Annotated in this window: 23 protein-coding genes; 11 read left to right on the forward strand and 12 right to left on the reverse strand. The window is 73.0% G+C overall.

From position 1 onward, the window contains the following. Positions 1-32: 32 nt before the first annotated feature. Both rfbB and rfbD read left to right on the forward strand, forming a co-directional pair. Positions 33-1,025 (forward strand): dTDP-glucose 4,6-dehydratase, encoded by a 993-nt coding sequence (rfbB, locus tag ACYQ77_RS03965; protein WP_459707470.1) that lies wholly within the window; start codon positions 33-35, stop codon positions 1,023-1,025. Beyond that, a complete protein-coding gene (rfbD, locus tag ACYQ77_RS03970; protein WP_459707472.1) occupies positions 1,025-1,924 on the forward strand; it encodes a dTDP-4-dehydrorhamnose reductase in 900 nt (299 codons plus the stop codon). Before rfbB ends, rfbD begins: the two co-directional genes overlap by 1 nt. Positions 1,925-2,259: 335 nt before the next feature. Here the strand turns inward: rfbD and ACYQ77_RS03975 are convergent, their stop codons facing one another. Both ACYQ77_RS03975 and ACYQ77_RS03980 read right to left on the reverse strand, forming a co-directional pair. Then, on the reverse strand, positions 2,260-3,198 hold the full coding sequence (locus tag ACYQ77_RS03975) for a hypothetical protein (protein ID WP_459707474.1): 939 nt from the start codon (positions 3,196-3,198) through the stop codon (positions 2,260-2,262). Next, positions 3,182-3,739, reverse strand: coding sequence for a TetR/AcrR family transcriptional regulator (locus ACYQ77_RS03980; protein ID WP_459707476.1), 558 nt, complete (start codon positions 3,737-3,739; stop codon positions 3,182-3,184). The genes ACYQ77_RS03975 and ACYQ77_RS03980 overlap by 17 nt, the downstream gene beginning before the upstream one ends. Positions 3,740-3,788: 49 nt before the next feature. On the opposite strand from ACYQ77_RS03980, the gene ACYQ77_RS03985 reads away from it, so the two are divergent. From ACYQ77_RS03985 to ACYQ77_RS03995, 3 genes are all read left to right on the forward strand, one after another. Next, positions 3,789-4,433 (forward strand): FMN-dependent NADH-azoreductase, encoded by a 645-nt coding sequence (locus ACYQ77_RS03985; RefSeq protein WP_459707478.1) that lies wholly within the window; start codon positions 3,789-3,791, stop codon positions 4,431-4,433. Next, entirely contained in the window at positions 4,430-4,744 is a 315-nt protein-coding gene (locus ACYQ77_RS03990) for a DMT family transporter (protein ID WP_459707480.1), read from the forward strand. The genes ACYQ77_RS03985 and ACYQ77_RS03990 overlap by 4 nt, the downstream gene beginning before the upstream one ends. Before the next feature lie 67 nt (positions 4,745-4,811). Then, positions 4,812-5,633, forward strand: a complete 822-nt coding sequence (locus ACYQ77_RS03995) for an EamA family transporter (protein WP_459707482.1) — start codon at positions 4,812-4,814, stop codon at positions 5,631-5,633. Here ACYQ77_RS03995 and pdxR read toward each other — a convergent pair. The 4 genes from pdxR to ACYQ77_RS04015 all read right to left on the reverse strand — a co-directional run bounded on the left by pdxR (position 5,576) and on the right by ACYQ77_RS04015 (position 11,673). After that, a complete protein-coding gene (pdxR, locus tag ACYQ77_RS04000; RefSeq protein ID WP_459707484.1) occupies positions 5,576-7,033 on the reverse strand; it encodes a MocR-like pyridoxine biosynthesis transcription factor PdxR in 1,458 nt (485 codons plus the stop codon). The two genes, ACYQ77_RS03995 and pdxR, sit on opposite strands and share 58 nt — an antisense overlap. Positions 7,034-7,038: 5 nt before the next feature. Further along, on the reverse strand, positions 7,039-8,118 hold the full coding sequence (locus ACYQ77_RS04005; protein ID WP_459707486.1) for a glycosyltransferase family 4 protein: 1,080 nt from the start codon (positions 8,116-8,118) through the stop codon (positions 7,039-7,041). Further along, on the reverse strand, positions 8,111-10,615 hold the full coding sequence (locus ACYQ77_RS04010; RefSeq protein WP_459707488.1) for a glycosyltransferase: 2,505 nt from the start codon (positions 10,613-10,615) through the stop codon (positions 8,111-8,113). The genes ACYQ77_RS04005 and ACYQ77_RS04010 overlap by 8 nt, the downstream gene beginning before the upstream one ends. 62 nt (positions 10,616-10,677) lie before the next feature. After that, the gene (locus ACYQ77_RS04015) at positions 10,678-11,673 is read right to left on the reverse strand and encodes a glycosyltransferase family 2 protein (protein WP_459708143.1); all 996 of its coding nucleotides are present in this window, start codon (positions 11,671-11,673) and stop codon (positions 10,678-10,680) included. Between the two features lie 33 nt (positions 11,674-11,706). On the opposite strand from ACYQ77_RS04015, the gene ACYQ77_RS04020 reads away from it, so the two are divergent. The 3 genes from ACYQ77_RS04020 (at position 11,707) to ACYQ77_RS04030 (ending at position 14,934) form a co-directional block, all read left to right on the forward strand. Next, on the forward strand, positions 11,707-12,837 hold the full coding sequence (locus ACYQ77_RS04020) for a glycosyltransferase family 4 protein (protein ID WP_459707490.1): 1,131 nt from the start codon (positions 11,707-11,709) through the stop codon (positions 12,835-12,837). Between the two features lie 84 nt (positions 12,838-12,921). Further along, positions 12,922-14,055 (forward strand): glycosyltransferase family 4 protein, encoded by a 1,134-nt coding sequence (locus ACYQ77_RS04025; RefSeq protein WP_459708145.1) that lies wholly within the window; start codon positions 12,922-12,924, stop codon positions 14,053-14,055. A gap of 18 nt (positions 14,056-14,073) precedes the next feature. Next, a complete protein-coding gene (locus tag ACYQ77_RS04030; protein ID WP_459707492.1) occupies positions 14,074-14,934 on the forward strand; it encodes a glycosyltransferase family 2 protein in 861 nt (286 codons plus the stop codon). 87 nt (positions 14,935-15,021) lie between these two features. Here the strand turns inward: ACYQ77_RS04030 and ACYQ77_RS04035 are convergent, their stop codons facing one another. Together ACYQ77_RS04035 and ACYQ77_RS04040 are read right to left on the reverse strand one after the other, a co-directional pair. Continuing rightward, entirely contained in the window at positions 15,022-15,420 is a 399-nt protein-coding gene (locus ACYQ77_RS04035) for a hypothetical protein (RefSeq protein WP_459707494.1), read from the reverse strand. A 97-nt stretch (positions 15,421-15,517) separates the two neighbouring features. After that, entirely contained in the window at positions 15,518-16,621 is a 1,104-nt protein-coding gene (locus ACYQ77_RS04040) for a mannose-1-phosphate guanylyltransferase (protein WP_459707496.1), read from the reverse strand. A gap of 80 nt (positions 16,622-16,701) precedes the next feature. On the opposite strand from ACYQ77_RS04040, the gene ACYQ77_RS04045 reads away from it, so the two are divergent. After that, positions 16,702-17,565, forward strand: coding sequence for a DNA-3-methyladenine glycosylase family protein (locus ACYQ77_RS04045; RefSeq protein ID WP_459708147.1), 864 nt, complete (start codon positions 16,702-16,704; stop codon positions 17,563-17,565). 3 nt (positions 17,566-17,568) lie between these two features. On the opposite strand, the gene ACYQ77_RS04050 is transcribed toward ACYQ77_RS04045, so the two are convergent. Continuing rightward, entirely contained in the window at positions 17,569-18,342 is a 774-nt protein-coding gene (locus tag ACYQ77_RS04050) for a DUF899 family protein (RefSeq protein ID WP_459707497.1), read from the reverse strand. Positions 18,343-18,442: 100 nt separating this feature from the next. On the opposite strand from ACYQ77_RS04050, the gene ACYQ77_RS04055 reads away from it, so the two are divergent. Next, positions 18,443-18,823, forward strand: a complete 381-nt coding sequence (locus tag ACYQ77_RS04055) for a hypothetical protein (RefSeq protein WP_459707499.1) — start codon at positions 18,443-18,445, stop codon at positions 18,821-18,823. Next, positions 18,820-19,293, forward strand: coding sequence for a MarR family winged helix-turn-helix transcriptional regulator (locus tag ACYQ77_RS04060; RefSeq protein WP_459707501.1), 474 nt, complete (start codon positions 18,820-18,822; stop codon positions 19,291-19,293). The genes ACYQ77_RS04055 and ACYQ77_RS04060 overlap by 4 nt, the downstream gene beginning before the upstream one ends. Here ACYQ77_RS04060 and ACYQ77_RS04065 read toward each other — a convergent pair. The 3 genes from ACYQ77_RS04065 to cofD are packed head-to-tail and all read right to left on the reverse strand — an operon-like array spanning position 19,237 to position 21,880. Further along, positions 19,237-19,770: an NUDIX hydrolase gene (locus tag ACYQ77_RS04065; protein WP_459707502.1), complete on the reverse strand. Its 534-nt coding sequence runs from the start codon at positions 19,768-19,770 to the stop codon at positions 19,237-19,239. The two genes, ACYQ77_RS04060 and ACYQ77_RS04065, sit on opposite strands and share 57 nt — an antisense overlap. Beyond that, positions 19,767-20,921 carry a coenzyme F420-0:L-glutamate ligase gene (locus ACYQ77_RS04070; protein WP_459707504.1) on the reverse strand — a complete coding sequence of 385 codons (1,155 nt, stop codon included), beginning with the start codon at positions 20,919-20,921 and terminating at the stop codon, positions 19,767-19,769. The genes ACYQ77_RS04065 and ACYQ77_RS04070 overlap by 4 nt, the downstream gene beginning before the upstream one ends. Next, a complete protein-coding gene (gene cofD, locus ACYQ77_RS04075; RefSeq protein WP_459707506.1) occupies positions 20,918-21,880 on the reverse strand; it encodes a 2-phospho-L-lactate transferase in 963 nt (320 codons plus the stop codon). The genes ACYQ77_RS04070 and cofD overlap by 4 nt, the downstream gene beginning before the upstream one ends. Between the last annotated feature and the right edge of the window lie 5 nt (positions 21,881-21,885).

The following is a 21,885-nucleotide window of genomic DNA, read 5'->3' on the forward strand; positions in this document are numbered from 1 at the left end:
GGGTTCACGTCCCCGTGAGGAATGGGAGCCAGATGCGGGTGCTCGTCACCGGCGGTGCCGGGTTCATAGGATCGCATTACGTCCGCAAGGCACTCGGTGGTGCGTACGCGTCACTCTCCGACGCCGAGATCGTCGTGTTCGACAAGCTCACCTACGCGGGCAACGAGCAGAACCTGGCACCGGTCAAGGACGACCCCCGGCTGCGCTTCGTGCGCGGCGACATCTGCGACGCGGCCGCGGTCACGCAGGTGATGGCCGGCGTCGACCTGGTGGTGCACTTCGCCGCCGAGTCGCATGTGGACCGTTCGATCCTCGGCGCCGCCGACTTCGTGATGACGAACGTGGTCGGCACGCAGACCCTCCTGCAGGCGGCGGTCGACGCGGGCGTGCGGAAGTTCGTGCACGTCTCCACCGACGAGGTGTACGGGTCGATCGACTCCGGTTCGTGGCCGGAGACGCACCCGCTGGAGCCGAACTCGCCGTACTCGGCGTCGAAGGCGTCGTCGGACCTGCTGGCGCGGTCGTTCTACCGCACGCACGGGCTGCCGGTGTGCGTCACGCGCTGCTCGAACAACTACGGGCCGTACCAGTTCCCCGAGAAGGTCATCCCGCTGTTCGTCACGAACCTCATGGACGGCAAGAAGGTCCCGCTGTACGGAGACGGGCAGAACGTCCGCGACTGGCTCCACGTCGACGACCACTGCCACGGCATCCAGCTCGTCGCCGACGGCGGCAGGCCCGGCGAGATCTACAACATCGGCGGCGGCACCGAGCTGACGAACCTCGAGCTGACCCAGCGGCTGCTCGCCGCGTTCGGCGTCGGCGAGGAGATGGTGGCGCGGGTCGAGGACCGCAAGGCCCACGACCGCCGCTACTCCGTGGACATCACGAAGATCTCGGAGGAGCTGGGCTACCGGCCGCTGATGTCGTTCGAGGAGGGGCTGGCGAGCACGATCGAGTGGTACCGGGAGAACCGGTCGTGGTGGGAGCCGTTGAAGGACCGCGCGAGGTTGCCCGGTAACTGATGTTGTCACTACTGGTGCCGGGTGGGCACGGTCAGCTGGGCAGGGAACTCGCGGCCCGCGCGGAGGTCGTGCGCGCACCGGGTTCGGCGGAACTGGACGTCACGAACGCGGGCGCGGTGGTCGAGGCGGTGAAGACGCTGGCGTCGGCGGCCGAGGAGAACGGCCACCGCCCGGTGGTCGTGAACGCCGCGGCCTACAACGCGGTCGACGCGGCGGAGACCGACGGGACGAGAGCGTTCGCGGTGAACGGCGACGGCCCGCGACTGCTGGCGGCGGCGTGCGCCGCGGCGAACGTCCCCCTCATCCACGTCTCGACCGACTACGTCTTCCCCGGCGACGGCGATCGCCCGTACGACACAACGGATCCGGTCCGCCCGAGATCGGTCTACGGCACGACGAAGGCCGCGGGCGAAACCGCGGTGCTCGGCTCGGGCGCGCGGGCCTGGGTGGTGCGCACGGCGTGGGTGTACGGCGCACACGGCGCCAACTTCGTGAAGACAATGGCGAAACTGGCGGCGACCCGCGACACGGTGTCCGTTGTGGACGATCAACGCGGCTGTCCGACGTGGACGGGCGACCTCGCGGAAGGCCTGCTGGCACTGGCATCGCGGGTGGCGAACGACGAGGCCCCGGCCGAACGGGTACTGCACTGCACGGGCGCGGGCGAGACGACGTGGTTCGGCTTCGCGAGGGCGGTGTTCGAGGAACTGGGCCTGGACCCGGCACGCGTACAACCCTGCACGACGGCGGACTTCCCACGCCCAGCACCGAGACCCGCGTACTCGGTGCTGTCCGACCGTGCATGGCGCGAGGCGGGACTACCCCCGATGCGCCCGTGGCGCGAGGCCCTGAGCACAGCCTTCACCGAAGACGGCGACCACTTCCGCGCCCAGCCCTGAAGCCGCGGCCCGAAAAGGCGAAGCCGAGCGGCAGTCACCACACCACACAAGGACTGCCTGCCTGCCATCCCGTCGACCTGGCGAAGCCCGATCACGCCGTGTCAAGGGGGCCCGGAAGCACGACGCAACCCCGTGCTCAAACCGCCCGGGCCCCCTTGACACGGTGTGATAGCCCTCCGGGAGGTCGACGGGATGGCAGGCAGACAACGGACACCAGTCCTTGCCAACCCAGCCCCGTGCACGACCCCCTGCCATCCCGGAGACCAGCCCGTCCGGCGAGGACCCCCCGGAGGGAAAACCCACAACAAGAGAAGCCCCCTGGGTGACCCCAGACCTCAGCGCCATCCCTGAGGCGGATACCCCGGCTGAGCCGGGTAGTACGGCTGCGGCGGATAAGGCTGGGGCGGATAAGGCTGCGGGGGATAAGGCTGCTGCGGGTAGTACGGCTGCGGGGGATAACCCTGGTGCGGATAAGGCTGCTGGTACTGAGGCTGCTGGTACTGGGGCTGCTGCGGGTACGGCTGAGGCGGATACCCCTGCTGCGGATAGGGCTGAGCCACCGGCTGCTGCGGATACGACTGCGCAGGCTGCGGCTGCGCAGGCTGCGGCGGAGCGGGCTGCGGAGCGGCACCCCCGGTCCCCCACATGTGCGGCGGAAGCACACCGATCAACTGCCCCAGCTCGGCAACCTTGGCCGACAACTCCTCAGGCTTGACCCGCCCGAAAATAGGATGCTTCACGCACAACAGCTGATCCCCCCAGGTAGCCCAGTTGTGCAACTTGTACTGCTTCATCAACGCGGCGACAGCGGGCGTCAACAACTGCACAGCGACACCAGGATCGGTGTCGACGAGCAGATAGGACCGGTTCACCTTGGCGTCCGCGGTCTGCGGCGGAACGGCCCCCTCCTTGTCGAAGTTGGGCTCAGCACTGTCGAACACCTGGAACTTCGGCAATGTGGCAGGCAACGTCAGCACCCACACGGTGTCAATCAAAATCGTGTCGATCGACATCGTGGTGACGCCGAGTGACTTGTAGTTCGTCACCCTCGGCCGGCGGTGGTAGTCGAACGCGGTGAACGCCACGCCGCCGACCATCCCGGACACCACACCGAACGCCATCCGCTTGTCGCCGATCTCGGTGAACGGCTTCAGCGGCCACTTGTCCAGCAGCTCCGGCGCGTCCTGTGCGAATCCCCAGCCCTGCGCGGACGCGAGCGCCTGCCGCTCGTAGTTGGTCTGCTGGATCCGCTTCGCCTCATGGGTGTCGACCACGCCCGGAGAGTACTCCGGTGGCCAGCCGCGCCAGGGCGGAACGCTGCCGCTCCACGTCGATGCCGAGCGCGCGCTGGTGGGCGAACACGTCCGGGGCGAGCGGCGCCAGCAGCACGTCGGTGAGCGCGTCCGGGTCGGGCAGGTCCGCGATGAGGGACCGCACGTGTGCGCGCCAGAAGCCGTACGCGCCGGTCGCGAAGCGGGACGCGCCGACCTCGGTGCCCAGCACCAGGTGCACGTGCCGGTCGAGCAGGTCCAGCATCGCGGCGTAGAACGCGGTGAGGCGCTCGGCGGGCGGGGCGCCGGGGCCGAGTGGCGGCGGTCCCTGCATGAGGCGGGTCTGCAGGTCCTTCTCGTGCTGGTCGAGCAACGCCACGGCGATCGACGCGCGGTCGGGGAAGCGGCGGTACAGGGTGCCCCGGCCGACGCCGGCGGCCTTCGCGATGTCGTCCATGGTCACGGCCGCGGCCCCGCGCGTGGCGAACAGCTCCTCGGCCGCGGCCAGCACCTTCGCCTGGTTCCTGGCGGCATCGGCTCGCATGCGGACACCCTACGGAATAACCGGACACGACGGCCGGTTGGAAGTGGACATGACGTCCACTTTGCTGCACCTCGATGCCAGCGCACGCACCCGTTCCTTCTCCCGCCGCCTGTCCGCCCGGTTCGCCGAGCAGTGGCGGGCCGCCCACCCGGACGGCCGCTACCGCTACCGCGACCTGGCGCGGGACCCCGTCCCGCACATCACCGAGGCGTGGACCGAGATCTGCGACGCCGTGCTCGGGCAGGGGATCACCGACATCGGCCGGTACCGGGAGGTGGTCACGACCCCGGCCCAGCGCGCGGCGTGGGCGGTGGTCGAGCCGCTCCTCGGCGAACTGGTCGCCGCCGACACGGTCCTGATCGGCACGCCCATGTACAACTTCGGCGTCCCCGCCGCGCTCAAGGCGTGGCTCGACCAGGTGACGTTCCCGAGGATGTCCCTGCGGGGCAGGCGGTTCGTGGTCGTCGGCGCCCGCGGCGGCACGTACCTGCCGGGCACGCCGCGCGCCCCGTACGACCACGAGGAGCGCTACCTGCGCGACTTCTTCGCAGGCCACTTCGACGTCGAGGACGTCGTGTTCGTCCACGCCGAGCTGACCAACGCGCTCGTCGACCCGCGTCTGGCCGACCGCCAGGACGCGCACGCCGCGTCGCTGGCCGCGGCCCTGGCGCGCGTCGAGGAGGTGGCGAAGTGAACTGGCTCGTGCTCGTCGCCGCCGGGCTGGTGGAGGTGGCGTGGGCGCAGAGCATCAAGCCGACGGAGAACTTCACCCGGCTGTGGCCGACCGTGCTGTGCTTCGTGCTGGCCGCGGTCGCCGTCTACCTGCTGTCGCTGGCGATGCGGACGTTGCCGGTCGGCACGGCGTACGCGGTGTTCACCGGCATCGGCGCGGTCGGCGCGATCGTGCTCGGCGTGGTGCTGTACCGGGACCCGCTGACGTGGGGCCGGTCGGCCGCGCTCGCGCTGATCGTGGGCGGGGTCGTGCTGGCCAGGGTGACGGCATGAATTGGTCCTGAATCCGAGGCCGGTATCGGCACTGTCCGCAGGACCGATCCGGCCGCACGATACGGGTGTGGAAATCGTGCTGATGCTCGCGCTGGGGGCCGCCGCCTGCTACGGCGTGTCCGACTTCGTCGCCGGGATGCTGTCCCGCCGCGTCCACTACCCGGTGGTCGGGCTGACCGGGCAGGTCGCGTCCGCGGCGGGAGCGGTGTGCGCGGCCGTGCTGCTGGGGCCGGCGGGACCCGACGCGAGGACCCTCCTGTACGGCGCCGCCGCCGGGGTGGGCAGCGCGGTCGGCACGCTCGCGCTGTACCGCGGCATGGCGCGCGGCGGGATGAACGTGGCCGGGCCGCTGTCCGCGGTCGGCGCCGCGAGCATCCCCGTGCTGGTCGCGCTGGTGGCCGGGCAGGCGTTGTCGACCGCCGCGGTGATCGGGATCTGCCTCGCGGTGCCGGGCATCTGGCTGGTGGCGTCGGAGTCCGGGCCGCGCGGCCGCGGTGGCGTCGGCGAGGGACTGGTGTCCGGGGCCGGGTTCGGGGTGCTGTTCCTCTGCCTCGACCAGGCGGGCGACGGCACGGGGCTGTGGCCGGTGGCGGTCTCGCAGATCACCTCGGTCGTGGTGCTGGCGGCGGTCGTCGCGAAGGGCCGGCAGGCGTCCGGCAGGCCGCCACTGGCCGCGGTGTGGGCCGGCTTGCTGGGCGCCGCCGCCACGATCCTGTACTTCCACGCCGCGCACCGGGGCGGTGCCGCGGTGGCCGCCGTGATCACCTCGCTGTACCCGGCGTTCACGGTCGCGCTCACCGCGATCGTGGTCCGCGAACGGACCACCCTCGTTCACGGCGCCGGGCTGGTCCTGTGCGCGGTGTCGGTCGGCGTGTTCGTCGCCGGGTGAGCGCGCAGGTCCGCCACGGCGTCGGCGAGCAGGCCGACGCCCTCGGCGATCGCGCGTTCGGACAGCGAGGCGTACCCGAAGATCAGGCCCTGCCGTCCGGGCCCGGCGAGCCGGTGCTCCCCGATGCCGTGCACGCCGACACCGCGGTCGAGCGCGGCCGCCACGACCGACGGCTCGTCGAGGTCCGGCGGCAGCCAGGCCACCAGGTGCAGGCCCGCGGCCGCGCCGGCCGGGACGAAGTCCGGCAGCCGGGCGGACAGCGCGGCGAGCAGCGCGTCGCGGCGCCGCCGGTACACCGGCCGCATGCGGCGCAGGTGGCGGTCGAACTCGCCGCGGGTGAGGAAGTCGGCGAAGGCGAGCTGGTCGATCGCGGGCGAACCGCGGTCGGCGACGAGCTTCGCGTCGGCGACCGCGGCCGACAACCGGGCGGGCACCAGCAGCCACCCGATCCGCAGCCCCGGCGCGAGCGTCTTGCTGACCGAGCCCGCGTACACCACGTGCTCCGGCGCGAGACCCTGCATGGCGCCGACCGGGGCGCGGTCGTAGCGGAACTCGGCGTCGTAGTCGTCCTCCACGACCAGCGCGCCCGTGTCCGCGGCCCACGCCAGCACCGCCGCCCGTGACGACGGCGGCAGGACCCCGCCGAGCGGCCACTGGTGCGACGGGGTGAGCACGACCGCGTCGGCGCCGGACCGCGCCAGCGCCGCCACGTCGATGCCGTCCTCGTCCACCGGCACACCGACCACCGACATCCCCGTCGACTGCGCGAGCGGCACCGCGTCGTCCATCGAACTGGGGTCCTCGACGGCGAGCGTGGTCGCGCCCGCGTCCGCCAGCACGCGGATGAGCAACGCGATGCCCTGGGCGTAGCCGTTGCAGATCACCGTGTGCTCCGGGCGGGCCGCGGTGCCGCGGACCCGGTCGAGGTAGGCGCACAGCGCGTCCCGCAGCTCCGGCATGCCGTGCCCGGACAGGTAGTTCAGCCGGTCACCAGGGGTTTCCGCCAGCACCCGCCGCAGCGACCGGGACCACGTCGAGCGCGGGAAGTGCGCGCCGCTCGTGCGGCCGTGACCGAAGTCGATGCGCGGTCCCGGCACGGGCGCCGCGGCCTCGGCGCCCGCCGGGGCGGTGCCGTCGACCGCGACGTGCGTGTACCCGCCGGGACGGCTGGTGACGTACCCCTCGGCCGCGAGCTGCTGGTAGGCCTCCACCACCACGCCACGGGACACGCCGAGAGCCGCCGCGACGGTCCTCGTCGGGGGCAGCACCGCGCCCCTGCGCAGGTGTCCCGTGCGGATCCGGTCGCGGATCGCGGTCTCGATCTGGCGGTGCAGCGGCACGCGCGAGGCGCGGTCGAGGTCGATGAGCAGGTCCGGGACGGGGGAACCGGCACCGCTCACGACGGTCAGCCGATGGCCTGGCGGTACGCGGCCACGGTGAGTTCCGCGGTGCGGCGCCACGTGAAGCCCGCGGCGTGGGCGCGGTGCGCGGCCAGCGTCGCGGGCGTCAGCGGTTCGGCGAGCGCGTCGGTGAGGGCCGCGCCCATCGCCTCCACGTCACCGAACGGGACCAGCGACGCGTGCCCGCCCGCCACCTCGCGCAGTGCGGGCACGTCCGAGCACACCACCGGCACGTCGCACGCCAGCGCCTCCAGCACGGGCAGCCCGAAACCCTCGTCGCGGGACGGCAGCACGAGCGCGGACGCGCCGGCCACCACGCTCCGCAGGTCCACATCGGACAGATAGCCGATGGACTTCGCGGTCTCGTCGTCGCGGTGGTGGCCGGGGCCCGCGAGCACCAGCGGCGGCAGGCCGGGGGTGTTCTCGTGCGCCTTCAGCAGCCAGTCCAGCGCCTTGCGCGGCCCGGCGGCGCCGACGAACAGCAGGTACTCCTTCGGCAGCCCGATCCGCCGCCGCAGCGCCTCGCTCGGCGGGCGGGCCGTGAACCACGCCAGGTCGATGCCCAGCGGGGTCACCACCACCTTCTCCGCCGGCAGGCCGAACCGCTCGACGACCACGTCCGCGACCGCCCTCGTCGGCGTGCACACCACGTCCGCGCGCTGCGCCGACTTCGCGACCAGCTGCGGCAGCTGCTCGTCCGACGGCGGCAGGTCGCTCGGGGAGTCCAGGAACGCGAGGTCGTGGATGGTCAGCACCCCGGCGGCCCGCAGCGCGGGCGGGAGCACGAAGTTGGTGCCGTGCACCACGTCGGTGAGCCCGGCGAACAGCTCGATCGGCGGGAACGGGGCCCGCAGCCAGGACCGGCGCAGGAACCGCGCCGACACCGGCATGCCCCGCGACCGGGTGCCGTGCGGGAGGACCTTGCGGAGCTTCCGCCAGCCCCGCAACGTGAACGCCACCGCCCGCATGTCCACATCGGACATCGAGGCCAGCTCCTCGGCCAGCGCCGCGGTGTAGCGGCCGATGCCGGTCCGGTGGCCGAGCAGTGGCGTGCCGTCCAGCAGCACCTTGGTGGGCCTAGGCATCGTCGCGGCCCTTCCGCAGGCGTTCGGCGGCGAGTCGTCGCACCCGGCCCGCGGCCCGCTTGGTCAGCTCGGCGGGCCCGCCCTTGTCCAGGTAGGACCGCACCAGGTCGAGGTCGCGGCGCAGCGTGCCGCCGACGCCGAGCGGCTTGTTGCGCACCAGCGGGGCGGCACCGGGCAGCCGGTCCGCCGCCGGGTACGGGTTGCGGCAGAACGACACCAGCGGCGCCAGCGCGGTCTCCCACGTGAACCGTTCCCGCACCACGGCGATGCGCTCGCGGGCCGCGGCCGCGAACTCGGTGTCGTACAACACCTTCTCGAGCGCGTCGGCCAGCGCGTCGGCGTCCTCCGCGGGCACCACCACGCCGAGGCCCTCCGCGCGGACCAGGTCGGCGAACGAGTCGCCGTCGGTGGTCACGATCGGCAGGCCGGTCCACAGGTAGTCGAGCACGCGGGTGCGGAACGCGAACGTCGTCTCCACGTGCTCGTAGTGGGTGGTGACCCCGCAGTCCGCGTCCAGCAGCCAGTTCTGCCGTTCCCCGTACGGCACCCACGTCTCGTTGAAGAACACGTGCTTGCCGGTGAGGTCCAGCCGCTCGGACAGCGCGCGGGTCCGCGCGCCGATGTCCATCTCCGGCACCTCGGGGTTCGGGTGCTTCATGCCCAGGAACAGCAGCCGCACGTCGTCGTGCCGCTGCGACAGGCGGTCCATGGCGTGCAGCAGTGTCAGCGGGTCGAACCAGCTGTAGACGCCGCCCGCCCAGATGACCACCTTGTCGGACTCGCCCGCGATCGGCCCGCGGATCGGGGACGCGGTGCGCTGCGGCGGTTTGCCGGGCAGCCCGAACGGCGCCACCGCGAGCAGCGAGCGGACCGTCGGGTCGCTGTCGTAGAGCGACGGGGTGAGCCTGCCGAGCGCGGTCAGGTGCCCGAGCCAGAAGTGCCGCTGCCGCTCGGAGGCGCACAGGAAGAAGTCGCCGCGGTCGAGCTGCGCGTTCAGCACCTTCGTGACGCCGATCAGGTCCAGCTCGCGCTGCTCGTCGGTGTCGTCCTTGCCCTGTTCGAGCAGCTCCAGGTGCATCGGGTCGTACATGTCGCAGACCACGATCTTCCTGGAGGAGGCCTTCTTCAGCTCCGGCACCATCTCCAGGGCGTGGCCCTGCAGGACCACCACGTCCGCCCAAACGACGTGCGGGGTCAGGTCGCGCTGCCGCGCATGGGCGACCGCGAATGGCGCTTCCGGCGGTGCGCACAGCGGGTTGACCGTGACCAGCCGGACCTCGTGCTCGGCGGCGAGCACGTCGGCCATGTTCCACGCGCGGATCGCCGGGCCCGCCATGCGCTCGGTCAGCGCGTCGCCGGTGATCACGAGGACCCGCCTGCGCGCGCCGAACGCCTCCTCGAGGCCGAACACGTCGACCAGCACGTCGTGGGCGGCGAGATAGCGCGGCAGCGGGTAGGCGGGCTCCATGGCGCGGCGCATGAGCGGGATCAGGTCCGCGTCCGAGCGCACCCTGGCGGCCTGCTCGGCCTGGCGCGACGCCGCCAGCGACGGCAGCAGCTCGACGAACTGGTCGATGGCGAGGAGCCCGGCGAGCGTGGTGCGGGGGATCTCGACGGCCGGCCCGGTGTCCGGCTTGCCGATCTCCAGCTGGGTCGGGTCCACGTCGCCGCGGGCGGTCGCGCGGCGGACCGCGAGCGCGAGCGCCGCGGGCAGCGCCTTGCCGAGCGTGGTGTCGGAGACGTTCTTGTAGAGGGCCGCGAGCGCGTTGCGTTCGAGCAGGTACAGCTCACGAGCGTTGTCTTGGCCGTCCACTTTGGACATCGCGGCGTGGTGGCGGTGGAAGGCGAGCGAGCGGGGCTCGTAGCGCACCCGCCAGCCACGCAGGTTCAGCCGCCAGCCAAGGTCGACGTCCTCGTAGAACATGAAGAACCGCTCGTCGAAGCCGCCGAGCTGCCGGTACACCTCGGCGCGGACGAACATGGCGGAGCCGGTCGCGAACAGGACGTCCTTGGCGGTGTCATGGCGGCCGTCGTCCGGTTCGCCCGCGTGCCGCTTGTAGCCCATGCCGAACCAGGTCAGGCCGGCGTCCACGAAGTCGACGTTCCTGCCGTCCCAGTCGAGGACCTTCGAGGCGACGGCGGCGACGGTCGGGTCGGTCTTCAGCACCCGCACGGCCGCGCGCACCCAGTCGCGGTGCGGGCGGGCGTCGTTGTTCAGGAAGGCGAGGACGGTGCCGGTCGCGTGCCGTGCACCGAGGTTGCAGCCGCCCGCGAAGCCGAGGTTGGTGTCCGACTCGACCACCTGGACACCCGGTAACTGTCTGATCCGCTCGGCGCTGCCGTCGCCCGACGCGTTGTCGACGCAGACCAGCTGCAGCCGCTCGGCGGGGTAGTCCAGCTCCTCGCGCAGCGCGCGCAGGCAGGTGACGGTGTCCTCGGCGCCGCGGTAGTTCACGACGATGACCGAGACGACGGGCAGTAGCGCCGGATCGGGCACTCGCGCTCCTCGGGGTTGTGCAGTGGGGTCCAGCCTGCCCCATCACACCATGTGACGAGCGGTCAACCGGACGGGTTCGGTGATCTTGCCGCCCGCCACACCGCCGAACGGGGGATTTCGGCGAGGTCGGTGACGGCGTGGCGCTCACGAAGAATTCGCGGGAGCGAAGCGACCAGCTCGCCGAGCACCCGCAGCCGCAACCCGACCCGGAAGTTCCACGGCGGCCACGGCTCGGCGGGCCGGGCGTGGTGGCGGGGTCCTTCGTCACGTCGGCCGGTCAGCCGCCGGAGCTGTCGCAGCGGGAGCAGGGCCGTGATGGCCGCGAACCGGGCCACCTCGCGCACCGCGACCCCGGCCGGGGCGCAGCGGAGCAGCATGGCGAGGCGGTTGCGTTCGTTCCACAGGTGGAACCGGCGCGACCCCGGCCGGGTGCTCGCGCCGTGCCGGTGGACCACCAGCGCGTCCGGGACCGACACGATCGTGTGATTTGCGAGGCGCAGTCGCCACGCGGTGTCGGTGTCCTCGTAATAGCAGAAGAACCGGGCGGGCACGCCACCCGCGCGCCGCAGCGCCGCGGTCCGCAGCAGTGCCGCGCCGCCGCAGAAACCGAACACCGGCGCCGTCTCGTCGGTCAGGTCGACACCGTGCCCGTCGGCGGTCAGCCCGACACCGAGCGAGATCACCGCGCCGTCCAGCCCGACCATCCGCGAGCCCGCCGCCGCGGCCGCTTCGTCCTGGTCGAGGGCGTCCTCGAGGCGTGCGAGCCAGTCCGGCGCGGGTTCGGCGTCGTCGTTGAGCCACGCCGTGAACTCGGTGTCGACCACGTCGTTCCCGGCCACCGCGGCGAGCGCGCCCGCGTACCCGGCGTTGACCGGCAGCCGCAGCACCTCGGGCTTGGCCGGGTGCGTCGCGAGCACCGCCGCGGTGCCGTCGTCGGACGCGTTGTCGACGACCAGGAGCCGGTGCGGCCGGGTCTGTGCCGCGACGGCGTCCAGACAGGCGCTGACGTGGCCCTTTCCCCGCCAGGTGACCACCACGATCGTGCTGCGTGTCAACAGGCCGGTCACAGCGCGAAACCGTACCCTGAGCCGGTGCCCGAGCTCGTCGTGCTCACCGAGCAGCTCCTCGCGCCCGTCCCCGGTGGGACCGGGCGCTACACGCGCGAACTGCTCACCGCGATGGCCGGCTCGGCGCCCCCCGACTGGACCGTCGCGACGGTCACCGCGACGCACCGCGACCTCGCGCCCGCGGTGGTGCCGAACGTGGCGGGCCCCCGGGCGCTGCCGTTGCCGCGCCGCGGCCTGACCGCGCTGTGGGAACGCGGCGTGCACCTGTGGCCCGGCGGCGACGCCGTCCACGCCCCGACCCCGCTCGCCCCGCCCGCCCGCAAACGCGGCCGCAGCCTGATCGTCACCGTGCACGACACGGTGCCGTTCACGCACCCGGAGACGCTGACCCGCCGCGGCGCGTCCTGGCACCAGGCCGCCATCCGCCGCGCCGCCGAGCGCGCGAACGCGATCGTCGTGCCGACCGCCGCGGTCGCCGAGGAGCTGCGGCGCCACGCGCCGGGCCCGGCGACGGTCGCGGTCGTCGGCCACGGCGTGCCGGAGGTGTTCCGGCAGCACATGGACCCGGATGTGGCCGCGTTGAAGACCGGCAGGCTCCGGCTGCCGGAGACGTACGTGCTGGCGGTCGGCACGGTCGAGCCGCGCAAGGGTCTCGACGTGCTCGTGCGGGCGATGGCCAAGCCGCACGCCCCGGACCTGCCGCTCGTGGTGGTCGGCCCGCGCGGCTGGGGCGAGGTGAACCTGGTCGAGCTGGCCGCCGAGCACGGCTTCCCCGGCAAGCGCCTGCACGTGCTGGGCCGCGTCGACGACGAGGACCTGTCGGCGATCCTGCGCCGCGCGAGCGTGCTGGCGGTGCCGAGCCGGGCCGAGGGCTTCGGCCTGCCGGTGCTGGAGGCGATGGCCGTCGGGACGCCGGTGGTGCACACGGATGTGCCCGCGCTCGTCGAGGTGGCCGGGGGCACCGGCCTGGTCGTGCCGCGTGGGGACGCGGACGCGCTCGCGAGCGCGCTGCGGGAGGTCGTCGACTCGTCGGTGGCGACGTCGGAACGGGTCGCGCAGGGCCTGCTGCGGGCCGCCGCGTTCACGTGGGAACACGCCGCGGCCGAGCTGTGGCGGTTGCATGTGCGATTTTTCGACATGGCGAACACCCGTTGAACACGAGGCAGGTGTCTTTTTCACCCAGTCGGGACAAGGGGCGGTATCGGCAGTCGTAGTCTGCTACCCGTGGCCGAACCCCGCGTGCTGATCGACGCGACCGCCGTCCCGGCGGATCGCGGCGGCGTCGGCAGGTACGTGGACTCGCTCGTGTACGCGCTCGACTCGGACGGCGCGCCGATCTCGGTGGTCTGCCAGCCGAGGGACGTGGAGCTGTACGGCAGGCTGGCGCCGCGCTCGCGGATCGTGCCGACGTCGGAGTCGAACGCCACCCGCACCGCGCGGCTGACCTGGGAGCAGACGACGCTGCCGAGGCTCATCCGCCGCCTCGGCGTGGACGTGCTGCACTCCCCGCACTACACGACGGCGCTGGCCAACACGAAGGCCTCCGTGGTGACCCTGCACGACGCCACGTTCTTCACCGACGCGGTGCTGCACCACTCGATCAAGGCCCGCTTCTTCCGCGCGTGGACCCGCACCGCGCTGGTCAGGGCGTCCCTGTGCGTGGTCCCGTCGGCGGCGACGGCCGCCGAGCTGGCGCGGGTGGCGGGGGCCAGGCAGGACCGCCTGGAGATCATCCAGCACGGCGTGGACAACGACCGCTTCCACGTGCCGACGCTGGAGGAGGTGTCGGCGGCGCGGCAGCTGGTGGGGCTGGGCCCGGACACCCCGTACGTGGCGTTCCTCGGCGCGCTGGAACCACGCAAGAACGTCCCGGCGCTGATCAGGGGCTTCGCGGCGGCGTGCCGGGGCCGCGCGGAACCACCCGCGCTGGTGCTGGCCGGGCAGCCGGGCTGGGACCGCCAGGTGGAACGCGCACTGGACGACGTGCCGCACCGGCTGCGCGTGATCCGCGCGGGCTACCTCCCGTTCCAGAACCTGGCGGGTTTCCTGGGCGGCGCGACGCTCGTGGCGTACCCGTCGCTGGGCGAGGGTTTCGGCCTGCCGGTGCTGGAGGCCATGGCGTGCGGCGCGTGCGTGCTCACCACCCGCAGGCTGGCGCTGCCGGAGGTCGGCGGGGACGCCGTCGCGTACTGCGGCGTCGGCGCGGGCGACATCGCGGCGGCGTTGACGGAGCTGCTGGACGAGCCGGCGCTGCGGTCGACGCTGGCGGCGGCGGCACAGCGCAGGGCGAAGGAGTTCTCGTGGCTGACGAGCGCGGAGGGACATCGCGTCGCGTACGAGAAGGCGTACCGGGCGCACCGCCGTTCGCGGTGACCGGCAGAATGTTCCGGCGTGTCTGAGGATTATGGCCAGGAGCTGGCAGTCGTCATCGTGACCTACTCGCCGGGCGAGACGCTCGACCGGTGCCTCGACACGCTGGAGAAGGCGACCACCAGGCCGTACACGGTGGTGCTGGCCGACAACGGCTCGGACGACGGCGCCCCGGAGCGCGCCGCGGCGGCCAGGTCGAACGTGACCCTCCTGCACACCGGCGGCAACCTCGGCTACGGCACGGCCGCCAACCGCGGCGTGGCCACCCTGGGCGCCGAGTACGGCTGGATCGTGGTGGCCAACCCGGACCTGGAGTTCGGCGACGGCGCACTGGACGTCCTGCTGGACGCCACCGCCCGCTGGCCGCGCGGCGGCTCGTTCGGCCCGCTGATCCGCCAGCCGACGGGCGAGATCTACCCGTCCGCGCGCATGGTCCCGTCGATCGGGAAGGGCATCGGCCACGCGGTCGCCGGCCGGTTCTGGCCGTCGAACCCGTGGACGAAGGCGTACAAGCAGGTCGACACGGTCGTCGAACGCGAGGCGGGCTGGCTGTCCGGGTCCTGTCTCCTCATGCGCCGCGAGGCGTTCGACTCCGTGGACGGCTTCGACACCAGGTACTTCATGTACTTCGAGGACGTCGACCTCGGTGACCGGCTGGGCAAGGCGGGCTGGCAGAACGTGTACGTGCCGTCCGCCGAGGTGGTCCACATCCAGGGCCACTCGACCGCCCGGGTCTCGGATCGCATGCTGGCCGTGCACCACGAGAGCGCGTACCGCTTCATCGCCGACCGGCACAAGGGGCCGCGGTGGGCCCCGGTGCGGGCAGGCGTGAAGGCGGGTCTGGCACTGCGCCTGAAGGCGGAGACCAGGAAGAAGGGCTGACGCCCCGGCTCGGCGCGCGTCCTGAACGCGCCTTTCAGGACGTGTGGCCGCGCTGGAGGGCCGAAGAACCGGGACCAGAGCTGGGGCTCAGCCCTCGAGGCGCTGCGAGAGGCTTCCGCTCGACGGCGGTTCCTTGACCGTCGGCACGAGGCCGTCCACCTCTTCCGGCTCGCGGGCCTGAGCGGCCTCGCGCGCGGCGAGCATGTTCTGGTGCTGCTCGAGGCGCCGCTGCCGGGACCGCGGCCCGGGGTGCGGCACGGCCACCACGTCCGTCAGCGCCTCCTGCGCGATGGCAGGCAGCTCGGCGGCGGGCACCACCATCGTCTGCTCGGGGTCCTGCTCGTCGGCGGCACGCACCACGGCACGCGGGATCTGCAGCGTGTTGGCGGCGTCCATCGGCGATACGGCGCTCTCCGGAGTCACCACGAAGGCGCCTCGCGCTCGGGCCCGCGCCAGGATGGCGTCGGCCCGCTCACGGGGGTCCATGCGTCGACCTCTCCCTGTCGCCGTTGTGCGTGTCGGTGTCGATGTCGGAGCCCAGGGTATTCCTAATTCGGCTCCGCGTCAGCGAAGATCCGGGAAATCACACGTGCGCGGCGTGACCCTTTTCCCTTAGCAACTCCGTCAGCTTCTTGATGTCCTGCGCGCGGTCGCGGCGGCACACGAGCACCGCGTCGGCCGTGTCGACGACGATCAGGTCGCGCACGCCGAGCGTCGCGATCACCCGGGACGAGCAGGGCACGGCGATCACGCCGTCGCCGTCGACCACGACCACCGGCGGGCGCGCGCCGCTCATGTCCACGACGCGGCCGCCGCCGTCGATGTCGACGCCCAGCAGTTCACCGAGCGTTTCGAAGTCGCCGATGTCGTTCCAGCCGAAGTCACCCGGAACGGTGGCGACCTTGCCTTCCGCCGCCGCGGGTTCCATCACCGCGTATTCGACCGCCACCTTCGGGATCGTCGGCCACAGTTCGCCGAGCACCGCCTCCTGGGCGGGGGTGTCCCAGGCGCGGGCGATCTCGCGGACCGGGTCGTGCACGTCCGGGCGGCGGGCCGCCAGCTCGGCCAGGAACACCTCGGTGCGCCACAGGAACATGCTCGCGTTCCACAGGTACTCGCCCGACGCGACGTACTCCGAGGCCACGGACAGGGTCGGCTTCTCCTTGAACTCCAGCACCTGCTGGCGCTGCCCGGCCACCGCCGGCGCGGACAGCTGCAGGTAGCCGTAGCCGGTCTCGGGCCGGGTCGGGGTGATGCCGATGGTCATGAGCTTGCCGTCGCGGGCGCCCGCGATCGCGTCCCGCACCACGTCGGAGAACGCGGCGGTGTCGGCGATCAGGTGGTCGGCGGCGAACGACGCCATCACCCCGCCCGGCGACCGCTCCTCGATGACGGCGGCGGCCAGCGCGATCGCGGCGCAGGAGTCACGCGCGAACGGCTCGACGAGGATGTTGCGCTCCGGCAGTTCCGGCAGCTGCCGCGCCACCGACGTCGCGTGCGCGACACCGGTCACCACCAGCAGGTTCTGCGCCGTGCACAGCGGGGCGAGCCGGTCGAACGTCGCCTGCAGCAGCGAGCGGTCGGTGCCCGTCAGCGCGTGCAGGAACTTCGGGTTCGCGGCACGGGACAGCGGCCACAGCCGGGTGCCGCTGCCGCCCGCGGGCACCACCATGTGCAGGTCGCTCATCCACCCAACATAACGGGGTAGCCTGGCCGCTCGTGCAGGCATCTCGTGAGCGCACCTGGCGGCCGGACTTCCCGCTGGACATGGCCGCCGTGCTCCGGCCGCTGCGCAGGGGGCACGCCGACCCGGCGTTCCGCGTCACCCCGGCCGGCGTGACGTGGCTGGCCGCCAACACCCCGGCGGGTGTCGGCACGCTCGCGCTCGGCCGCCGCGACGGCGAGGTGCACGCCATGGCGTGGGGCGACGGCGCGCAGGTGCTCCTCGACGGCGTGCCCGCGCTGCTCGGCGCCGAGGACGACGACTCCGACTTCCGGGCCCACCACCCGCTCATCGCCGAGCTGCGCAAGCGGATGCCCGCGCTGCGGCTCGGCGCGACCGGCCGGGTGTGGGACCTGCTGGTGCCGTCCGTGCTGGAACAGAAGGTCACCGGCTACGAGGCCCGCCGCTCGTGGCGCGACCTGTGCCGCCGCTACGGCACCCCCGCGCCCGGCCCGGCGCCCGAGGGCATGTTCGCGCCGCCGACCCCGCGGGCGGTCGAGGCCATCCCCGACTGGGCGTGGCACAGGGCGGGTGTCGACCTGGCCCGCCGCAAGGCGATCGTGGCCGCGGCCCGCGTCGCGCACCAGCTGGAGAAGGCCGTCGAGCTGCGCGGCCGCGCGGGCCGTGACCTGCTGCGGAAGGTGCCGGGCATCGGGTACTGGACCGCGGCGGAGATCGCGCAGCGCGCGTGGGGCGACGCGGACGCGGTCAGCGTCGGCGACTTCCACATCCCCGGGCTGGTCGGTTACGCGCTGCTCGGCCGCAAGGTCGACGACCAGGGGATGCTCGAGGTCCTGCGCCCGTACGCGCCGCACCGCCACCGCGTGGTCCGCTACATCGAGGCGGGCGGCCCCGGCAAACCCCGCTTCGGCCCGCGCTTCGCCCCGAAGGACTACCGCGAGATGTGACCGTCAGTGCGGGCCGGCGCCCCGGCCGAGGGTCGTCACCGGGGTCGCGCCGGGGCGGGTCCACTGCGGTACCGGCCTGCCGGTGCCGCCCCACGTGGCGTTCCCGTCCGCGTCCGTGCGCCAGTACCAGCAGGCGTGACGCCCCTCGGGCCGGCCGCCGGGGTTGTCCTCCCACGCCTCGCCGCGGCCGTAGGGCGTCATGTCGAGCAGGCCCATGGCCGCGTTGACCCGCTCGTTGCCGCGGCCCGTGGTCGAGTAGGTGAGGAACACGCGGTCGCCGTCGCGCAGGTAGCTGGTGAGGTAGCCCATGTGACCGCCGGCGGGCCCGTCCACACCGCGTACCGAGTACCAGGGCTGCGTGTAGCCCATGAAGTCCAGGTAGGGGGCCACCTCGTCCCACACGCCGGTGGTCAGGACGGCGAACGAGACACCGCGCGCGTGGAGATAACTGGCGTCCTGGAGGTGCCAGGCGGTGGTGGTGCAGCCCTCGCACTGACCCTGGTGCGGTGCGCCGTCGTACCACATGTGCTTGTAGACGACGAGCTCGTCGCGGCCCTGGAACAGGTCCAGGAACGGGACCGGACCGTCCGGTCCGACGACCTCGACGGTCCCGTCGAACTCCACCATCGGCAGCCGCCTGCGGGCCGCGGCGATGGCGTCGCCCTCACGGGTGTGGGCCTTCTCGCGGACCAGCAGCTCGTCGCGCGCGGCCTGCCACGTGGCCATGTCGGCCACGGGCGGGCGGCCGGCTGCGGGGTTGTCCTGCGTGTTCGTCACGGTGTCCTCCGTCGGGTGGGTGTGTCCTCTCACCTTCGCGACGAACCCGGGCACCCGGTTTCGACACCGCATTTGTATGCGTTTCGCATACACTTCGGTGGTGGAGCCGGCAGTGGAAGCGGCCATCGGCGAGTGGCACGCGAGCGTCAACGACGGTGACCTGGCGCGATCGGCACGGGCGGTCGGCGACCCGGTCGTCGTCCTCGGGCCGAAGGGGGCCGGGCCGATCACGCCCGCCCGGTTCGCGGAGTGGGTCGAGCGGTCGGGGATCCGGCTGGTCCCGCGGTCGTGGCACCCGGTCAGCGACCGCCTGATGGTCGTCGAGCAGGACGCCACCTGGCCGGCGAGCACGGCGCCGACAAGGGTGGCGACGGTGTTCCGGGTGACGGGCGGCAAGGTGACCGCCGCGCTGCGGCTGCCCGACCTGCGCTCGGCGCTGGAGCTGGCCTTCATCTGCCGCGAGATGGCGGCCACCGAATGACCGGCCCCGGGCAGGTGCTGTTCGCGTTCGTCCGGCACTGGTCGCGCCGGTCGGCGGGCGAGGCCGAGCAGGGCAGGCTCGTGCTGGTCACCGAGGCCGTCCACGCGCTGACCGAGCGGGGCACCGCGCCGACCGTCGGCGCCGTGGCCCACGAGATCGGCATCGACCAGAGCGGGGCGTCGCGGCTGGTCACGAGCGCGGCCGAGGCCGGGTACCTGACCATGCGGACGTCGGACACCGACGGCCGCAGGCGGGAGGCGGCGGTCACCCCGGCCGGGCAGGCCATGCTCGCGCACGCCCGCGCGTGGCAGGAACAGGTCTTCGACCGGCTGGCCGAGGGCTGGAGCGAGGCACGGCGCCGCGAGTTCCAGCAGGCCATGACCGATCTGGTCGACCGGTCCCACGCGATGGGCTCAGACGGCGGCCAGCATGGCGTCGAGACCGGTCGTGCCCGTCGGGTCCGGCGGTAGCCCGTTCACCGGCCACCAGCGCAGGTCGAGTGACTCGTCACTGCGCACCGGCTGCGCGCCCGCGGGCGCGGTGACGAGGAACCGCACGTCGAAGTGCCTGGTCGGCACGCCGAGCGAGCACGTGATCGGGTGCACGTCCACGTGCAGCGGCGTCGGCGCGATCGTCAGGCCGTCGATGCCCGACTCCTCGGCCGCCTCCCGTAGCGCGGCGCCCACCAGCGTCTCGTCGGTCTCCTCGCAGTGCCCGCCGAGCTGCAGCCACGCGCCGACGCGCGGGTGCAGCGTCAGCAGCACCTCGGCGCCGGTCGCGTCGAGGACCAGCGCGGACGCCGTGATGTGCCCGGGTGCGCAGGACCGCTTGCACGCGTCCGGGCGGGCGGCCATGAACCCGAGGAACGCCTCCCGCAGCGACCGCTGGCCGGGGTCCGCCGGGCGCCAGTCGGCGAGGGTGGCGTACGCGTCGTCGTGCAGGCTCATCGTTGCAGGAACCGTTCGTCGAGGTCAGCGGGGGTGTGCGGGGTGAGCGGCGCAGCCGGGTGCCCCAGTGCGACCGCGCACAGCGGTGTCCACGGCAGGTCCAGCATGACCCGCACAGCGGGCGGGACGGGCAGCCAGTGCGCGCCGAGACCCTCGGCCGCGAGCGCCGCCACCAGGTTCCGCACGGCGGCACCCACCTCGAACGCGTCACCGGCCAGCAGCACGACCTCCGGCGCGTCGATCGCCAGCTCGTCCAGCAGCCGCTTGCGCCCCTCGGCCACGTGCGCGAGCCGGACGTCGGCCCCGGTCAGCGCGGCGGCGACGGCGTCCCGCAGCACCTCCTCGGCGACGGGCTCGCCGGTGAACGACCGGACCGGGCCCAGCAGGGCCGCCTCGCGCCTGCCCTGCGCGATGGCCTCCTCAGTGCCCAGCCGGAACAGGTCCTCGTCGACCGGCCGCACCAGGTCGCGGGCGGTCGAGGTCTCCGAGCCGATCTCCAGGCCGCGCACGACCGCGACCGGCATCGCGCCGAGCTTGCCCTTCACCAGGTCGGCGGCCGCCGCGACCTCGTCGGCCACCGCGATCTCGGTGACCGCCAGCTCGTTGCCCTGCCGGTCGACCTGGCCGCGGTAGCCGTGCAGCACCCGCAGGCCGGACGACCCGATCGCGGCGTCGGTCTGCCCGACCCGCCACGCGCGGCCCATCGTGTCGGTGATGACCACCGCGACCTCGACGCCGAGCCGTTCGCGCAGCCCGCGCCGCAGCGCGAACGCCGACGCGTCCGGGTCGGCGGGCAGCAGCGCCAGCTCGTCGGCGGCCACGTTGGAGGCGTCGATGCCGGACGCCGCCTGCACGATGCCGAGGTGGTTCTCGGTGATGAGCGTCCGCGCCTTGCGGGCGATGATCCGCACCGACTCCTCGAACACCAGGCGGCGGCGGATCCGGTCCCGCTCGTCGGGGTCGGCGGGCACGCGCACCAGCCGTCCCTCCACTTTGGACACGATCTTGCTCGTCACCACGACGATGTCGCCCGACCGCAGCCAGCGCGCCGCGTTCGCGATCGCACCGGAGAGGTCGTCGCCCGGCCGGAACTCGGGCAGCCCCGCGACCGGCAGGATCTCGACCTTCCCGGCCGCGGCGTGATCGCTCACGAGGAGACTCCCGCGAGGTCGAAGGCGGCGCGCACCATCGCGGCCGTGGCGTCCACATCGGACATCAGCAGCGGGATCGCGCGCACCTCGACGTCCGGCACGGTCGCCGGGTCGCCGGTGTGCACGAGCCAGCCGTCGAGGAGCCCGTCCGCGCTCGACCGGGCCCCGTAGTGCCGCCCGACGGCCTCCGCCGTGGTCTCGACGCCGATCGCGGTCAGGCACGCGTCCGCCATGCCCCGCACCGGTTTGTCGTTGACGATCGGGGAGATCCCGACGATCTTCGCGTCGGCCTTCACCAGCGCCGTCCGCACGCCCGGCACGGCGAGGATCGTGCCGACGCTCACCACCGGGTTCGACGGCGCGAGCAAGATCACGTCCGCGGCGGCGATGGCGTCGAGCACACCCGGCGCGGGCGTCGCCTCGTCCGCGCCGATCGGCAGGATCGAGTGCGCGGGCAGCGCGGCCCGGTGCCGGATCCACCACTCCTGGAAGTGCACGGCCGCCCGCTCGCCGCTGTCCGGGTCGTCGATCACCACGTGGGTCTCGACCCGGTCGTCGGTCATCGGCAGCAGCCGCACGCCGGGCTGCCACCGGGCGCACAGGGCCTCGGTGACCTGCGACAACGGGTAGCCTGCGCGCAGCATCCTGGTCCGGACGAGGTGCGTGGCGATGTCCTTGTCACCCAGCCCGAACCACTCGGAGCCCGCGTCGTAGGCCGCCAGCTCGTCCTTGACGGTCCACGTCTCGCCGGTGCGCCCCCACCCGCGCTCGGTGTCGATCCCGCCGCCGAGCGTGTACATGCACGTGTCCAGGTCCGGGCAGATCCGCAGCCCGTGCAGCCACACGTCGTCCCCGGTGTTCACGATCGCCGTGATCTCGTGCCCCGGGCCGAGCGCGTGCTTCACCCCCTGCAGGAACCGCGCCCCACCGACACCGCCGACCAGTACTACGACATTCACGGTGC

This window comes from Actinophytocola sp. KF-1 (assembly GCF_054661535.1).

Bases quoted from the DNA above. Each gene is read 5' to 3' on its own strand.
- ACYQ77_RS03980 (WP_459707476.1), bottom strand. From the start codon at position 3,739: ATGCGAGCCGATGCCGCCAGGAACCAGGCGAAGGTGCTGGCCGCGGCC.
- ACYQ77_RS04005 (WP_459707486.1), bottom strand. From the start codon at position 8,118: ATGCCTAGGCCCACCAAGGTGCTGCTGGACGGCACGCCACTGCTCGGC.
- ACYQ77_RS03985 (WP_459707478.1), top strand. From the start codon at position 3,789: ATGACGTCCACTTTGCTGCACCTCGATGCCAGCGCACGCACCCGTTCC.
- ACYQ77_RS04035 (WP_459707494.1), bottom strand. From the start codon at position 15,420: ATGGACCCCCGTGAGCGGGCCGACGCCATCCTGGCGCGGGCCCGAGCG.
- ACYQ77_RS04040 (WP_459707496.1), bottom strand. From the start codon at position 16,621: ATGAGCGACCTGCACATGGTGGTGCCCGCGGGCGGCAGCGGCACCCGG.
- ACYQ77_RS04065 (WP_459707502.1), bottom strand. From the start codon at position 19,770: ATGAGCCTGCACGACGACGCGTACGCCACCCTCGCCGACTGGCGCCCG.
- rfbB (WP_459707470.1), top strand. From the start codon at position 33: ATGCGGGTGCTCGTCACCGGCGGTGCCGGGTTCATAGGATCGCATTAC.
- ACYQ77_RS04045 (WP_459708147.1), top strand. From the start codon at position 16,702: ATGGCCGCCGTGCTCCGGCCGCTGCGCAGGGGGCACGCCGACCCGGCG.
- rfbD (WP_459707472.1), top strand. From the start codon at position 1,025: ATGTTGTCACTACTGGTGCCGGGTGGGCACGGTCAGCTGGGCAGGGAA.
- ACYQ77_RS04060 (WP_459707501.1), top strand. From the start codon at position 18,820: ATGACCGGCCCCGGGCAGGTGCTGTTCGCGTTCGTCCGGCACTGGTCG.